This window comes from Marinagarivorans sp. (genome assembly GCF_982758155.1).
Window position 1 is genome coordinate 1 of sequence record NZ_CEXWTU010000094.1, and the last position, 17,107, is coordinate 17,107.

The 17,107-nt window shown below is 44.9% G+C and carries 11 protein-coding genes; 1 reads left to right on the forward strand and 10 read right to left on the reverse strand.

What is annotated here, in order from left to right; all coding sequences use genetic code 11:
• Positions 1 to 629: 629 nt before the first annotated feature.
• Positions 630 to 2,237 (forward strand): glycoside hydrolase family 11 protein, encoded by a 1,608-nt coding sequence (locus tag AC3A8L_RS11525; protein ID WP_487962406.1) that lies wholly within the window; start codon positions 630 to 632, stop codon positions 2,235 to 2,237.
• A gap of 146 nt (positions 2,238 to 2,383) precedes the next feature.
• On the opposite strand, the gene AC3A8L_RS11530 is transcribed toward AC3A8L_RS11525, so the two are convergent.
• The 10 genes from AC3A8L_RS11530 to AC3A8L_RS11575 all read right to left on the reverse strand — a co-directional run bounded on the left by AC3A8L_RS11530 (position 2,384) and on the right by AC3A8L_RS11575 (position 17,078).
• A complete protein-coding gene (locus AC3A8L_RS11530; RefSeq protein ID WP_487962407.1) occupies positions 2,384 to 3,148 on the reverse strand; it encodes a class I SAM-dependent DNA methyltransferase in 765 nt (254 codons plus the stop codon).
• A gap of 420 nt (positions 3,149 to 3,568) precedes the next feature.
• Positions 3,569 to 6,238 carry a leucine-rich repeat domain-containing protein gene (locus AC3A8L_RS11535; RefSeq protein WP_487962408.1) on the reverse strand — a complete coding sequence of 890 codons (2,670 nt, stop codon included), beginning with the start codon at positions 6,236 to 6,238 and terminating at the stop codon, positions 3,569 to 3,571.
• A 282-nt stretch (positions 6,239 to 6,520) separates the two neighbouring features.
• On the reverse strand, positions 6,521 to 9,157 hold the full coding sequence (locus AC3A8L_RS11540; protein ID WP_487962409.1) for a serine hydrolase: 2,637 nt from the start codon (positions 9,155 to 9,157) through the stop codon (positions 6,521 to 6,523).
• 252 nt (positions 9,158 to 9,409) lie between these two features.
• Positions 9,410 to 10,009: a hypothetical protein gene (locus tag AC3A8L_RS11545; protein WP_487962410.1), complete on the reverse strand. Its 600-nt coding sequence runs from the start codon at positions 10,007 to 10,009 to the stop codon at positions 9,410 to 9,412.
• Between the two features lie 59 nt (positions 10,010 to 10,068).
• Positions 10,069 to 10,917 (reverse strand): hypothetical protein, encoded by an 849-nt coding sequence (locus tag AC3A8L_RS11550; RefSeq protein ID WP_487962411.1) that lies wholly within the window; start codon positions 10,915 to 10,917, stop codon positions 10,069 to 10,071.
• A gap of 146 nt (positions 10,918 to 11,063) precedes the next feature.
• Entirely contained in the window at positions 11,064 to 11,543 is a 480-nt protein-coding gene (locus tag AC3A8L_RS11555) for a nuclear transport factor 2 family protein (RefSeq protein ID WP_487962412.1), read from the reverse strand.
• Positions 11,544 to 12,323: 780 nt separating this feature from the next.
• Positions 12,324 to 12,758 carry a DUF4279 domain-containing protein gene (locus AC3A8L_RS11560; RefSeq protein WP_487962413.1) on the reverse strand — a complete coding sequence of 145 codons (435 nt, stop codon included), beginning with the start codon at positions 12,756 to 12,758 and terminating at the stop codon, positions 12,324 to 12,326.
• 71 nt (positions 12,759 to 12,829) lie between these two features.
• Positions 12,830 to 13,138, reverse strand: coding sequence for a hypothetical protein (locus AC3A8L_RS11565; RefSeq protein WP_487962414.1), 309 nt, complete (start codon positions 13,136 to 13,138; stop codon positions 12,830 to 12,832).
• 531 nt (positions 13,139 to 13,669) lie between these two features.
• Complete coding sequence (locus tag AC3A8L_RS11570) at positions 13,670 to 16,621, reverse strand: carbohydrate-binding domain-containing protein (protein ID WP_487962415.1); 2,952 nt, start codon at positions 16,619 to 16,621, stop codon at positions 13,670 to 13,672.
• A 298-nt stretch (positions 16,622 to 16,919) separates the two neighbouring features.
• The gene (locus tag AC3A8L_RS11575; protein WP_487962416.1) at positions 16,920 to 17,078 is read right to left on the reverse strand and encodes a hypothetical protein; all 159 of its coding nucleotides are present in this window, start codon (positions 17,076 to 17,078) and stop codon (positions 16,920 to 16,922) included.
• Positions 17,079 to 17,107: the final 29 nt, after the last annotated feature.

Sequence of the window (17,107 nt, forward strand, 5' to 3'; positions counted from 1 at the left end):
TTAATCCACGATGGTTTTTATTTCACCTTGAAAGGGCTGGTCAGTAGGGTAACGCATCGGGGCAGGAGCCCCTTATTAGACATTGCAGGAGCATAATGTCGTGGAGCAGTTATCGAGGCATGTAACGCTTTGAGCAACGCTGTTGAGGAAGCAGGAGGCAAGTATTATTGGATAAAGTATTTTTTCCTCGGCCTTTAGTGCTTGGGCATTTTTTAACATCCGTTACGCTATTTTTGCTTGCTAACATCCTATTTTAATCTGGGTGTTAGCGCCGTTTATGTCGACTATTTCGTTTGCGCCATGGAATAGTTAATTATTCAATACGACTATTACTGGCATTTTATTATTAAACCTACTTTATTAACTTTCATTTTTCTTCAATTTCTATTTCTTTTCGATATTTTTTTAACCCCGACCTTATGCTTTATTGGCAGGCTTATAAAAGTGTGGAATACATCTTCTTATGGCGGGGCTCTGCCCGTTTACTAAGTTCTGCTGCAGGTTATGTTCGCTACTCAATAATTTTGTTTGTGCATTAATGTTGGGCGAAGCGATAAGTACTTCTATCGGTGTTAGCTTCGTTTAATGATTTAAAGTCGCTATTACTGTCTTCAAGGAGGCAAATAATCATGAAACTACAAAAAACATTGCTGGCAAGTGTCACTCTCGGTTGCGCTTCGGCTTTTTTTGCTACCGGTGCAAATGCCTGTAACGGCGTGCTCAACAACCAAAACAACGAACAAGGCACTCACAACGGCTACTATTACTCTTTCTGGAAGGAGACCAACGAAGGTCAAGTATCTATCACCTGTGGCGAGGGCGGTGATTACGGTACAGACTGGAGCAACGTCTTTAACTGGGTTGGCGGTAAGGGTTGGTTTCCAGGTGGTCCGCGGGTGGTCAGTTATGAGGGCACCTTCCAAAGTAAGAATGCGAATAACCAGCAGGGTCAAAACTCATACCTTGCACTCTATGGGTGGACTCGAGTTCCAACTGAAGTTGAGTATTACGTAGTCGAGAGTTACGGTTCCTACAATCCCGCTAGCTGTGGCGGTATCGGTGGCGGTGGTGTTGCTGCCGATAACACTCCTGACGATGGCTTAAAAGGATCCTACACGACGGCAGACGGTTCGAATTACGACATGGTTCAGTGTACACGCGCGAACAAGCCCTCTATTTCTGGAAACTCCACATTTAAGCAGTTTTTCAGTGTGCGCAACCCCCCTAAGCCTTGGGGCAGTATCAGCGGCACTATCGACGTGGCGGAGCACTTTGATCAATGGGCGAGAGCCGGCATGCGGCTTGGCAATGATTTTGACTACATGGTACTCGCGACAGAAGGTTACGGTGGCAACGGTCGAAATGCCTCGGGTGACTCTAACTTAAGGATTAGCGAAGGTCCTGGGGAGCCTGTCGACTGCGGTAATCAAGGCGGAACGCCAGTGTGTTGTTCGATTGCAGCAGACCCAGATGGCGATGGCATGGGTGAGCAAAACGGTAATGCTTGCGTAGTTACCATGGACACGGAAGGTTGGCACGAGCCAAATCCAGATAATATCTTGGCCGCTATTAACGTGGGTGGCACCGGTGAAGATGTTCAAATGGATAACATCTGGTACGCGCCCAATCAATTTGTAACCGGTGCCGACCCCTATTCAACTGGGGATACCGTATCTGGCGCTAACAGCTCGGTGATTACTACCGAGGGTTATGGCGAAAACATCACTATTGATATTCCAATGTCAAACCAGTGGGTTTCGGTGGATCTAAGCTTTGCTGAAATGTACCAAACAGAAGTTGGAGCGCGTGCATTTAGCGTCTCGATTGAAGGTGAAGAAGTCCTTACCAATGTCGATTTGTTTGATGAAGTTGGCCATGACGTTATGTGGAAGCCAGGCCCCCTTGTTGTGCGCGTTACTGATGGACGTCTCAATATTAGACTTACATCCACAATAAACAACGCGACTATTAGTGCGGTGTTGGTCACCAAAACAAATGCGCCAGTTGCATCAAGTTCTGCACCGGTAAGCTCGTCCTCTGTTGCGGTTTCTTCTAGCTCTGCACCTGTAGTTGTGGCCTCTAGTTCGGCGGCGCCTGTTGCTAGTTCTTCTAGTCCTGCCGTTGTTTCATCGTCTAGCGCTGCCAATACAAGTGTAGCGGTTGGTAGTTTCAACGGATGGTTGTTGATGGTGCTGGGGTCGTTGTTATTAGTTATGCGCAGGACTACAGCTAAATAATTAAACTCTTCACTGCTGTAACAAAAAAATGGCTCCCTTGGGAGCCATTTTTTTTGCGTAGAGTTTGTGCGTTTTATTACGCTAGCAAGATAATAACCTCGTTATCACGCGCCAGGTGCGCCAAGGGATGCGTAGAATTTGATGGTTTAATTTCTAGGTTTAATACAAGCCAACACAACATTTCCTACATCCCCCTGCCACTGCGTTAGTCGTGAATAATCACGCTCAAACACCGTAACCTCAAAACCAATATGCTGTAGTTCTATTACCACGTCTTCAATGTTAATCGCCAACATGGTGTGCTGGTCTTGCCATTGTTCTTTTATCCCGCCATGCTCTTTAGTGATGGTAATCATCAAGTCGAGTTTGTCGTCGTTCTTTTTGTCGTGCCAGCGGGATTGGAATGAGAATTGGCCTGCGTCGTGGTCTAGATAATGGGTGTAGCCGCTATCGTTGGCGATATGATCACGCCCGACCATGTCAAAAATAAAGAGTCCGCCGTCTTCTAACGCATTGTAGGTTTGTTGTAATGTTTGCACAAAGTTCCCTTTGGGGAAGTTGTAGTGCATGGAATATAAAAAACAGGTAATCAACGCGAAAGGTTCTTGAAAGCTGAAACTACACATGTCTTGTTGCGAGAAGCTGGCGGTGGGGCATCGGGCTTGAGCGAGTTTTAGCATGGGCGCGTTAATATCTAAACCGCTAGGGTTATAGCCCAGCGATAAAAAATGCTCTACATGTGGGCCGGTACCGCAGGCTAAATCTAAACTCCTGGGCTTTTGGCCTGTAGTGGCGGTGACGAAAAGCTGAAAGAGGCGATGGCTAAAGGCGCACTGCTCTTGGTAGTCGATGTTGCAACACATCAGGTCGTAGTAATGGGATAGGTCTGAATACAAGGTGTTGCTTGGCATGAGGGCGCGCTCGAATAAGGTGCGGCATCATAGCGGTAGGGCGTGTATTTCACTATTGAATGTCGGTGTTGTTTAGGCCATCGTTTTAAATGAGCCTGTACTACCGGGGGCGGGGCTGAAGTACGCCGTTGCATAGGATAATATCGGATGGTGAGGCGAGTTAGGGACGAGGAAACAATATTTCATCCACTAATGCTCGATCTCGACATCCTTATCTTCGTTGCTCAAAGCGTTACATGCCTCGGCATGCGCCCCTTCAAGCGCCTCGATAAGAAAGCCGATCTCTTCACCTAATTGGATAAACTATTATTGCCCCGTCCCTTATATTTTTTATGCATTCTTTAGGTGAGCAAGTGTTGCCATAAGGGCCAATTATTATTTCGGGAAAAAAGGCAGGCGGCTACAGCCGCCTTCTATGGGCTAGGGTTCGAACCTAAAATACTTACTGTTATCGAGCTGCTCTATAGCGACTGCGTTTAAGTAGGTATTCGGGTAGCTCAGGTAACCGGTTTGCATTATGCAATCGCCATTAGGGCATACGCCTTCATAACCCGGTGCCTCACCATTCTCGTCAAACGGGTGTCGCAACCCAAGCGAATGGCCTAGCTCATGAGCTTGCCCGCCAATCCAGCGGTCAAAACCTAAGTCATCACTGCAACGTAGAGGCTCATCCATCAAGCCCTTGATGTCGTCCGAAGGCATTACAGTAATACCCTCTACACCGCCGCCCGCATTAAAATTACAATCACTGTCGACGTCAGACAAAATCATCCAAACTTCGTTTTCGGGACGATTCCCGTAGTTATCATTTAAGTCACTTTGAATACCAAACCAGGCGAACCAATTGGTAAGGCTGTTCACGCCGATGTCCTTATTAAAGTTATTAAACCATTCAGTATTATGAGTGCTATGGAAAACCGTAGCCTCGCCGTCGTCAACCATTAAAAACGTTTTATCTGTACCCAATTGGCCTGCGTACCATTCCTTAATAAGTGCCGCTGAATTTTCAATAGCCGCTTTATAATCACTCTTCACGGTTCGGTCAGAGGGTACATGGTAAAAAACACGAACACGGTAAGTACCTGCTAGGCGACACCCTGTTAAATCTACTTCTGTATTGGCTTGTGTATTCGGGCACAAATCTGCAGCGTCATTGACTGAGTCTTGATCTGTATCGAGGCAGGCGTCTACGCTGCTGCAATTCAATGGATTATTGGCGATATCCAATAGTGATAGTTTTGGGAGATTGTCTATATCGAGGGTGACTAATTGGTTGTTTTTTAGGTTTGCGGTTACTAGCTCTGTTAAACCGTTTAGGGTGAGTGAGTCTAGCTTGTTACCTTCCAAATTCAGATGTTGTAGTTGAGTATTCGCCGATAGGTCAAGGGTTTGTAGTCTGCCAGAGATGACGGTAAGGTTTAGTAGGTTTGTTGCTTGGGAGGTTTCAATAGAGTGAAGCTGTAGATTTTCAATAGAGACCGTATTGAGGGTTTGGCTGGCGGGCAGTATTAAAGGGTTACTCATAAATTCTGTCGGAAATATGTTGTCTAATGAAAGGGTCTCCAAACCTGTAAGTTGTTGAGTGTTGATATCGGATAATGCCGCATTAGTAATCGCAATATTTTTAAGTGTCGGTGTATTAGGGAGGTGCACCGTATTGAGTTCAGCCGCATAAAAAATGTTAATGATTTCTAGGGCAAGGTTGTGGCTAAGATCCAAAGTCTGCATGCCGAGCGAATTAGAGCGAAAACTTTTAAGTGTGGTTAGATGGCTAAAGTCGTAACTATTTTTGGAATCAATATAGTGGCCTAATTCGAGATGTTCGATCGTGGGTTGTGCATTCCAAGTAATATCGACGCCTGCTGAACCCGCTTGTAGGCTCAAGTTTTTAAGCATTGGCGTACTACTGAGATTAAGGCTTTTCAGGTTGGTATCGACCAGTGTGAGCGACTGTAATTGTGCAGCATGGCTAAGGTCAATATGATCGTGTGATGCATTGAGTACCAGCGTTGTGAGTGCCTGAAAGTGTTGCATCTCCAGCCCGGTAAACTGCACGCCTTTCATTTCTAGTGATTCAAGCTGATGTTGAGATGATAAACCAATCACCGTACCTTCAGATACGGAGGGGTAGGTGATGCTTAATGATTTGAGCGATGTCAGTGGCGTTAAGTCAAAATCCGTTAAGTCATTTGCTGATAACGACAACGATGTAAGTTGGGGGTTGGGCTGAGTAAAATATTGAGCTAGGTGCTTACCATGTACACGCAGTGATGTTATTGCGTTGTTGCTTGGCCATGTGACTGTTTGCTGTGCGCTGGTGGTGCTGGTTGTGCTAATACCCAGGTGGTGCAGTTTGTTATTGCTGGAAAGGTCTAAGTGGTTGATGCTTGAGGTGAGTAGATTGAAGCTGGCTAGGTTGGTATAGAGGCTTAAGTCGAGTGGAGGGCTGAAGTGCAAGAGATTAAGCGTGAGCTGCTGTAATTGCGCATTATCTTTTATTTGAAACTCGGCGCTAGATAATACTAGGCTGTCGAGTTGCGTTAATGCGGAGAAATCAAGCTCGAAAAGGTAGTTGGAGCTGCGCGTGAGATCAATATGGGTTAACTGTGTATTGGCACTTAAATCTAAAGTCTCGAGGGTATTGTCTGGAAGCTCTAAATGACGCAGTTCAGTGAGCGAGGCTAAATTAATCGACGTTATATTCAATAAGTTTTTGATGCTACGGAGATGGCTTAATTGCTCGATACCGGTAGTATCCTTAATATAAGTGTAGCCATGACAATCAATTCCCGTCACTTCATGTATATAGGTTTTACCTGTGTCGTACACACAGCTGCGTAGCTTGTGGTCGCCAAAATCTATGCTATCAAGGCGTAGAGAAAGGCTGCTTTGGCTACTGCTTTGAGTCTCCATGCTGCTGGCTATACTCGATTGACCCACGTGAGGCATAGAGCTACTGGAAGCCATGTTTATGCTGGAGTTTGCGCTCAAACTACTGGAGTTGACGCCTTTATCTTCGCTGATACAGCCGCCTAAAAAAGCGCTACTGGCGATGAGTGTTAATAAGGGGGGGAGCGTGAATCGTTTCATTGTGTGCTTGCCTGTTGTGTGTTCCTTTCGCTATAAAACACTGCGGGATAAAAAACCCTCATTGCCTTACGATGAAACCGTGATGGAGTTCGCGCTTTTATTGAGTGGTGTCTGTTTTCTAATATTATTTCATATTTATAGAATAGCGGTCGCCATGATTTCGCATTTGTAATTTTTTCAGCCAAAATCTAATTGTCGTAAATTAAAACCCCTTATAGCTATAAGGGGTTTTAATTTAATCATTTATCTATGAGCCTAAAATTTAGAACGCTCGCCTCATGATTACCAACTGCCTACCTGCAGTTGAAAGTTATTTTCTGCTTGCTTCACAAAAATTAAATGTTCGCAGTTATTACTTGCGGTATCTACGCCTATCCAAGCGCCTGGTAATTGTTCTATATCAGACAATATTTGGCCGCTACAATTTTGAATGTCGTAGCGGGTTAAGGCAGAGATATTCCAGGCCCCTAAGCGAAGTAATCCACTTCCTTTACTGTATTTCAGGCAGGCACCTTGCGATACGGCAGTGGTTCCATTTACATTCGTAGCATTCTCGGATGTGCACGGGAACCCTTGTTCACTGGAGCTAGCAGCGGAACTAGCAGTAGAACTAACAGCAGAACTAACACTAGAACTAACACTAGAACTAACACTAGAACTAACAGCAGAGCTCGTTGGGGATGACGAGCTAGATTGCGTGTTGGTTAATGCGGATGCGGGCAGTGAGCGCAGAGTGCTGTATAAGTTACTCACAATAGGGTCAAAGTATCCGCCGGTATTCAGCATTAGAGAAAAACTAATGTAATTACCCGTAGCGGTGTTATAGGCACGCCCTAGCCAAGTCCAGCCGCCTAGCATTGAACCCGCAAATCCAGAGGTTGCGTTATAGGTTTCATTGAATTGAACCATCGCTGGTGCTGATGCTGAGATAGCCAAAAAATTATCTAGAGCGACCCAGCGATCATGGCTTTCAACAGTGTCGTTATACCAAGGTTCTCCATTTTCGGTTCTTGCGGTGGCGGATTCTTTCGCAATAAACGCATTGTTATCGCCGCTAACGGCAAACATATTTTGCATATAGGCCTCGAAATTACTGTTCAATTCATTACGGGCTATTTGATGCGCTAAAAAGCGTAAAATACTGTACCCGTTACTGTTGTACGCACCTTGCACCACGGTTCCGGGATTTCGATCTAAAGGTTTACTGTAGGTCCATCGCACATTGTCCTCTAACGCATGGTTTTCCGGTTGAATATTAAGTTCTGAATAAAATTGATTACGACTACCGCCGTTGATTCCTCTTGACTCAAAGTTGGGTAATTCTTTAACCCAAGAGAGGTGCGTAATTAAATGATTGACGGTAATGTCATCAGTTCTGGCGTCTGGAATGAAACCTTGCATCGCGGTTAATCCATACTCTTCGAGTAAAGGAAAAACAAGTGTGTCTGAGGAGAATTTCACGTCAGCGCCGCCGGGTACTTGAGTGTTGGGGATATTGATGTTTTCGCTTATCATTTTCTCGATAACTTGCTGGGTAACAACCTTGTCAACACTGGCCAGTCTCAGAACCGCGTCTTTTGAAAGAGGGGTGCTTAATGATTTATCCGAATAACCAAATGAATGATTTAAAATTAAATTTCCATTATGGGACAGTGCAAGAACCGCTGCAGAAACCCCTTGTGCTTGAAGATACTCTTTAAAAGGTTGAGTCACGGCCTGTTGCAGCTCGGCATTAATTTCGAACCCTTGCTCATCCATTGCTATATTGGCTAATGCTGGGTTGAGTGTTAAGCCTAAGTCGAAATAAAGGTTTTCCCATGGCGCGTTATTCATGCGGCCGTCAGACTTTTCAACAGACACTCTGGCAGCAATGGTGTTCGGCGTTCCATCTGTATGTAGCGCTGCTCGGGCTGCCGGTGATAGGCCAATGTGACGATACCCTGCTTGGCCTAAGCGTACGTCGGTAGCTTCAGTGCCGTTAATATAGATGGTCATTGTTCTGGATCCGCGTGCCCAAAACATTAAGTTATCTTCTTGCCCGGACTGGAGCGTAAATTCACTACGTAACCACAAGTCTAGTGGGCCATATTCAATTGGGGTTACTTGAGAGTCCGCGAGGAAATTTCGACGGTAGTGTGCGCCCATTGAATAACCCAGGTTGGCATTTAGGTAGGCGGATGTTTCTTGCTCAAAACCAGCGCTAGTGGCTTTGTTGTAAGAGCCGCGCATTTTTGCGGTTAAATAAGTTCCCCAATAACTTTTTAGGTAAACGGGTTGATCTTCACCGTCTGCAACAGGAAACTGAGTGGGCTCTATCGTCCACTTTGCGGACTCCCAGCTTTCCTGTATAGGGCTTGATTTTAAATTGCCTTCAGAATGGAGATAATCCGTTGTGCCCCATCGGTTCTTCAATCGAATTCGCCCGTCGGAGAGCGTTTCTTTTTCCCACATGGCGCTGTGCCAGGTGTTGCTTTGATCTTGGGTTAATGTGCTAGCCGTCGGCCTTTGATGAAGGCTCGAATTTGTATCATTAAATGGCGTGGAATTTTTCAGTTCGGTGTGAAGATATAAGTCTGGAAACCAGTGGTTGCGCAAACGTACATAGGTTTCATCAACATCTTCGATATGCCAGGCGGCAAGTGGGTAATCGTAGCGATAGAATCCGCCCGCAGCAGAATCCCAATTGGAATCATCATAGGCAGGGTTGAACCATTGGTTGCCTGGGCTCGTTGTTGTGAATTGCCAGGTTAGACCGTTCTCGCCATTAGGGATGATGAAGGTGTCTGGAATTTCGTGAAATCCGATATCGGGTGGGTTTAATTGAAACTGTGCAAAAGCGGATTGAATCGATATTGTTGTAGCAATTAAAGCCACAGATATTTTGGAATAATTTATCGATAGGTTGCTAAGAGAAAGCATTAGATTAAGTCCTGGTTAGTGTTCGTGAAATGTCGCCTGCTGTCTTAGTCGCGCCTCAAAAATATTATTTTTAGCAATAACACCGCTACAGTTTTCGCTCCTTAGCAACAGCTCCTGCATTGCCTAAAACCGACATTATGCTCGGATAAGTGTGTAGGTTGACGTTACTATTGGCGTGAGAAAATCAAGCCTTACAGTGTGTGATACTGTTTGCTGTAAGGCCTGATCGTTAAATTAAAATTTTAAAATGTTCTATGGTTTTTTTGAAACAATATAGTTCGAGCAATTTCCAGCAACGCCGTAATTTGCGCTAAAACCAGAGACGGAAATAGTGCAGTTTCTCCCAATTGTTTCTTTTGATATGTTCAGTAAGAAACTACCATTTTTAGTGATTTTAAAAGCTTCTATTCCCATATAGCCCCCTATAGACGATGCGTGGCATCCCGGTGTTGTGCCATCTTGAGGGTCTCCAAATTCACAAGCCACTGGATTAAAAAGGTCGGGGTCAGGGTGCGTGTGAGGTACTTCGGTACAGGTGGTTTCGGTATGAGGAACAGATACCGTTCGACGAAGAGGGTGGTAAATGTTACAAGATAGGTACTCTGTAATAAATCGTCCGTTTTGATAACCCCAAAAAAATTCAGATTTTCTTTCCGTCGATGTTGGATGATAGCCGCCTATTGAATAAAGGTGATGTGCTCCAGTTTGCCCATAGGCGGTACAAAAGTTTCCTCCATAATATTGTGTGACATTAGAGTATGTCGTCGTTGTTTTACAGACTTCTTGTACGTCGGCATGCGCACCAAAGGAGCATAGCGCTAAAGCGGTTAGGGTAATCATTTTTTTAATCATTTTTTATTCCTTACTGTTGTTGTGATAGTTTTAGGGTCGAACGCTTTTAATCGGTTTTTTCATTGATACATTTTTTTAACGGAGGCCGGAGCGGAGTTGTCAAATGGCGCTAGCCCCATCGCCATACGCTCATTTTCAAGTTCTTGATAAATGTTGTTGGCCAGTTCATCGGCTTGCTGAATAATATTTTCATTGATATTTATGTTGTAACGCTCTTTTAGCTGGCGCCTTGTGTTAAACCCTATTTCAGGATTTCCACGCCTTTCGGCTAAGGCGATATCAGTGGCTATATTCGTGAGTATTTTTTCTTGTGTGGGTGATGCGTTGTCAGAAGGGATGTTATTCACTTGATGTAAGTCAAACATTGAGTGTTGTATGCTTTCTATAAAAGGAATATTGCGTGCGCCGAGTACTGTTGCTTTTTTCAATAGTTCTCGTGACTGGGCTTGTGTCTTTGGGCTGCCATCATTGGAGATAAGCTTAAGTGCTAGTACTTGCATCGCAATGATGTCATTGTCATCCGCTAGCGTGCTCAGTGTTTCAGTGTCGTAGTAGCTGTAATCACTATTGAATAAGTTGTCGGGGGTTAGTAATGAATCTCTCCATTGCTGCCATTCGATATGATGATTGCTGGGTTCATCTTTCAATTCATTTTCGGTGGAAACCCTGTTAGGCGAAGGGGCTGCCGCCGTAGATATTTTATTGGTGTCGGCAATAGCTACGTTTGTTACCTTTGCACCATCATTATTGGTACTATTTTTTGAATGTGTGTTGACGTCGTGTTGCGCGTAATTAATCGCTGGCAAACTGGGTGTACTAAGGCGCTTATTTATTTGATAGAGAACCAAGACGAAAACTATTAATATCGCTAATTTTAAAATTTTGTTGTTATTATTTAGGATGACCATTTAATAGCTCGCTGCCTTTTTGTTACGGGCACCCACCTGTTCTGACCAACGAGAGTGAGTCATTTTTTAGGGGGCTTTATTAGTGTTTGGGTCTTATTCGGATGAAAACGGCATGCGCGGTAACGCCTGCCGTTAATGTAGAAGGTTTAGAACATGCCGTTGTCGTGAGCCATCCAGGTGGGAATTTCTTGCCATACATCCCAGTGCTCTACGATTTTGCCATTTTGGTCGACACGGAACATATCAACACCAGCCCGGCCGGGGGCATCGCTGGTGATGTCATATTCATGGACATGCAAGATCACCATGTCGCCAGAGGTAACTACGCGTTTAATTTCGTAGCGGATATTCGGGATGGTGGGTAAGTAAGAGCCTAAGCCATCGATAAAGCCCTGTCGGCCTGTGGCTACATAAGGGTTGTGCTGTATGTAGTCTTCGGTTAAAAAATGCCGTGCGGCTTTACCGACATCTTTTCGTTCGACAAATACCTTGGTGTAAAACATTACGACGGCGCGCTCGTTGCGGGCGGTGTCGCTCATGGGTTTAGCGGCAAAGCTTTGGCTTGATGCGAACAGGGTGGCAAAAGCCAGTAGGCTAAAAAGTAGTGTTTTGGGTAAGGTAAACATAATAACTCCTAGTGTATTTATTGTTTTTTATTACGGTTGTTATGCATGCCGGCCGGGTAATACAAGAGGGTGATGTGCCTGCATTTGCGTAACGGGGTAAAAGTTATCGTGTTAGCGAAGGCTAGACCATGAAGAAGGAGTGATGAATTTATTATTTTATTATCCCCTTTAAAATCAATGAGTTATGTTTATCTTTAGAACGCTTAGGGCATAGTTCTGGAATGCATTTTTTTGTTTAGGGGCGTGCGTTGTCGCTACAAGAAGCAATTCCTTACAGCGTAAGGGCCGGATCAAGCGTATAGAACCAAAGTTGAAGTAGGTATCGTGTGTGTTGGTCAGCAGGCCAGGCAGGCGATATTGCGTGAAGAGCTGAAAACACGAGTTTGGAGTGATGTGGTGGTGAAGCGAGCGCCTGTCCCAGCAGTTTTCACATCAGTCTAGACTGGCTGGTATTTGGAGAGGATTTACGGGGGGCTGACGATGCTTTAAAGCTTCAGTTTGAGGCCGTCAGCCAATTTGATGGCGAGGATAAACAAATCGCACAAAGCGTATTAGAAGGGCTGATCTTAAAGTTCCAAGCCAAGCAATCCATTTATCGAAAGATTGTCCATAAGAAATAAAAAAGCCGCTAAGGCTGTGAAGTTTTAGCGGCTTTTTGAGTTCGGTATGTAAAGCTAGAGAGCGCTAACCTATTGATTTAATAGATTTTTATGATGACGCATCGATTGGCCTGGTTGAAATTTAAGCAAAATATAGAGTGTGTGTCCCCTTAAGTTGTTTTTATTCATTGTCAGGGTACGCACATAAAACAATTGAGATATTTAATTCTGATGTTGATTGCATTAGTTCTGGGTCAAAGACAATACTCATGTTGATACTGCCACTACTGAACCATCCTACGAAATACTCAACACACCCACCCGTTTCACATACTTCTTTGAAAAAGTCTCGGTATTTAGCCAAGACTAGGTTTTGTTCCTTAACAAACTCTTCAAAGAGGGTTTCCTCTGCATCTAATTTATTGCCGTGACACAGGTCTTTGTTCCATAGCGTGCATTCATATGTTCCCCCCAATGGACGGCCAGCTTTGGACACGCGCTCACTTCCTACGTCATACTGAGCGTCCGGATTCATTGAAAGGTACTCAGAGATATACTCAACTTTCATCTTTGGATGAACTACTTTCAATGAAACAGTAAATTCGTACTGTGGCAATTTACCTCCTATTGAACATAACGCTTTGGCTGTCCAACCACGTAGTGGCGATGGTTGAAAAACTTGTTATGTCATTTTCTTTTTTTGCAAAATAATCCTATAGTCAGAAGTATAAACATGCCTATAGCCAAGACCAAGTGATGATCTATTACATTGTGGAACTCAGCAATAAACATTTTAACTCCTTGCATTCCATCTTCAGTCTCTTTGCTGAGATGGATTTTTTCAATTACCTTTCTCGCAGTAACTCCAGGATCTAATAGGATACTAAAGCATTGAACAAGCAGTAAAATAGTTGCGTTACAAATAACTAACCATTTAAGTCTAAATATAATACTTACGATTATTAAGATACTAGTGCCGAGAATTGTAGCTATCATATATAAACCTTTAAAACTAATTACCTACAGTCACATAACATTATATTCATGGTCACATATAGGAATATGTCTACATATAGACCTTTATGCCTATAACTATACCTAAATGACTAAATATAGCCATCTCCCAACATCAAGCTTGTGTCTATATCTAGGCATTTATCGACACCGCATTCAATAGTGCTTCTTTGACCCCTAGCCTTTCGGCAGTAGGTCGCTTTTTGGCTTCACGTAACACTCTAACCTAACCTAATCACATCTCAAATCACCTCGCAGGTAATGATCAAGCGCTCAGAAGCTGGTATCGGTATGCACCTTTGGGGCCGTCACAAACAGGACGCTTGTGCAGAGCTATATGATTTTTCAGGGACGCAAATGTTAGGGCAATGCAGGGGCGTGCCCCAGAGATGCATGCCGGCACCGTCGCGCCACACAGCCCAACCAAAAAAACCCTCCTTATAGCCGCTATAAGAAGGGTTTTAATTTAATCATTTATTGATGAGCCTAACATTTAGTCGGCTCGCCTCATGATTACCAACTTCCTACCTGTAGTTGAAAGTTATTTTCTGCTTGCTTCACAAAAATTAAATGCTCGCAGTTATTACTTGCGGTATCTACGCCTATCCAAGCGCCTGATAATTGTTCTATATCAGACAATATTTGGCCGCTACAATTTTGGATGTCGTATAGGGTTAGGCCGGAAATATTCCAGGCCCCTAAGCGAAGTAATCCATTTTCTTTACTGTATTTTAGGCAGGCACCTTGCGATACGGCTATGGCTCCATTTACATTCGTAGCATTCTCGGATGTACATGGAAACCCTTGTTCGCTGGAGCTAGCAGCAGAACTAACTGCAGAGCTAACTGCAGAGCTAACTGCAGAGCTAACTGCAGAGCTAACTGCAGAGCTAACAGAAGAGCTAACAGAAGAACTAACAGAAGAGCTAACAGAAGAACTAACAGAAGAACTAACAGCAGAGCTCGTTGAGGATGATGAGCTAGATTGCGGGTTGGTTTCTACCAATTCAAAGCGGTCCAAGTTCACACCGCCGTCAACAAACTCGATGGTCAGTGTGGCACCTGCAGGAAGGGTTATATTACTTAACGTCAGCGTATACCAATCCTGCCAGCCCGAATCCCTGGTTGTTGTTACATCCCCCAGTGCGCTGTTGTTTGCGGAAAGCCGAATTCTGTTACCCATGTTGGGTCCTGCAACACGCAGTTGAATATCATAGATACCCCCAGAACCAATCGTGTAATTCAATTGCTCACCGGCTGAGGTCCAACCTACATAACAACCTCCATTACTGCTATTTGCTACATCAACATCGAGGCCTTTGTAAGTGCAGTTAGTGGCGTTGCCAGAGTTACCAGGGGAGGATTCCACTGGTGCGCTGTCATAGTTTTCCGCTTCAAAAATATTCGAGTGAGAAACGATACCCCTGTGGTGATCATAAGCTGCATCCCAGGTGGAGGCATCGATAGCGTCAACCATGCTTTTCAAATCATTGATAAAACCTGTGTAGCCACTCAGGCGTCCACTCTGATTAAATAAGATGGACCAAGAGACCGTCGGCTTTCCAGCAGATGTTGTTTTAAATGTGTAGGCGTAGGTGCCATTCATCACGCCGGAATGGCCAGGGTGGCCGGGAAACCTTTGTTGCCAGTCGACAAGCGCCTCAGCGGTACTGGCTGTCTCAAACATGCGAGCCCGATCGTAGGGTAAAGCCGCAGTGTTGTACCAGGGCTCCAACAAAAAACCACTCTGATCAAGTGGGCGCTGAGAAATAAGTTCTGCGCCAAGGTGTATTATATTGCCGTTGGAGGAAATCGATTGTAGATATTCCTCAAAAAACCTTCCCAAGGTGCTGTCTTTCATCGTGATTTCACGGGCAACGGCGTCGTTGGGATTTTGGTAATTTGGGCTTACCGTTTGTAGTTGGTGGCCTCTTAACAGCTGAATCGCGTATCCAAGTAACGTGTAGCCTGAATTGTAATACCCTGCACAGATCGGTCCGGGGCAAACTAGCTCTTGCCAATCATTACCGTTGTAGTTCTGCGCAGCCAAGGTTGTTGTTTGGCCCGTAACGGTTCCCTTAAAGCGATAAATGGCACCCGGCGTTCCCAATGTTGCATTGTGGTTGTTGCCCAAGCGAACCAAATCGTCCTTAGCCAATATTAGCGATCCCGTATTGCTGCCGCTGTTGTATCTTTCCCTGCCCAACTCCTGGTTGTAAAGCCAGCGCATGTAATCAGCGGCAGACACATTTGTCTCATCCACTGTACGCGCTGCAGTGCTAAGGGAATCATAAAAATCATCGGCGGGGTTTGCCGGAATTGGCCAAAGACCGTTTTGGTGATCAATTAGGTGGCCAATTGTAATCTCGTCCATATTCGAACCCGAGAATACATCACCGGCGAGTGGAGATAGATCGACTCCGAACTGAGCAAGTAGGGGAAATATTTTTGTATTTCTGTTAACTGCATTTCCAGCAGGGTCTAAAGTTAATGTAGCGGCATTTAATATCTCGTTCGCGGCATCTTTTGTCAGTACCTTTTGAATGCTGGCATGGCGAAAGGCCGCTGCGGGCGTTACAGCTCTGGTGAACTCCTTATCCATGTAGCCAAAGCCTTGCGAGAACACCAGTTTGGCGTCGCTGTCCAAGCCAGTACCAGTGCCAATCGCAATAGTGCCGGCAGGTACACCATTGTTAGCCATTTTCTCTGCGATAAATGCCGTAATGTGTTCTAGAGGTCCATCACGCTCGGTACCCGTCACAGGAGGATGCGCCATTGCGCTGTTGAGCACTAATCCCAAATCGAAGTCTCGATCGCCATTGTTAGCAACGACACGTACCGCAATTGTATTCTCACCTGCCACCAGTGTAGCGCGTGCCTCCTTAGACATACCCAGATAGCGGTATGGTTCCAACTCATGTGGGTTAATGGTGTGGAGGGCGTGAACTCCATTGATGTAAACCTCTATCTCCGGTTGTAGCTGAACCCAAAACATTACATCCTCGGTTTGCGCGCTCGTTAATGTGAAGGTTGCACGAGCGGTGAGGCTTTCACGAGGGCTGTTAACAGGCCAAATACTTTTGATGGACCATCCGCCTTTGCTGATCCCCCAATTGCTGTCATCGTACTCGCTATCAAACCACTGGCATTGGCCAATTGCAGGAGAAGCGCAGGGGCTCGCCGCAACCTCGGCTGCTAAAAAATTATAACGCCAATCAAAAGCATCTTCTGGTGTAGCGCCTCCATCGGCAGGATCGGCTACAGGCACAATGATTGCTGCCGCGTTTGGCTCGTTATAAAAGCCATCTATAGCAACGCGATCATCGTACTCATCGCCGGTAAGTGTAACGGCGAAAGATTGCTGAGCGGATAAAATAGATGCGAGTGAAGTTACCGTCACTAGCATGCCGATCGCTTTTTTTGCGTTTTTCATGTGAAAAAATTGCGTATCCAAATGTGTTTCCATGTTCTTTTCCATGTTTTATGTACATTGGTTGTTAATAGATATTAATTCGAACTTAAGCGTCGTCTCTAAAACGTTTTTTGATTCAGGTTCGAAAGAAATACTCTTCTTTTTCTTTTTTACCTCCTTCTTATTTTTTGTTTATTTGCATACTTATGCGCACTCGAAGGCATTGGATTAGGAAATATAGGAAAGCCAAAAAAGTAAGCGTAGATCCCTTTAATAAACACACTTTTCTAACCGCAATTCCTTTGCCATCAACATCCAGTATCAATGTGCCTGGGGGCATCGCGGGTGATGTCTAGGTATGGATATGCACGATCACCGTGTCTCCAGACATTGCCGCGCGTTTAATTTCGCAGCCGGTATTAGTCGCGGTGGAGGGCAGCCAAGCGCCTAAGCCATCGATATAGCCCTGTCGGGCTGTGGCGATATAAGGGACGAGGAAACAATATTTCATCCACTAATGCTTGATGTCGACCGCCTTAC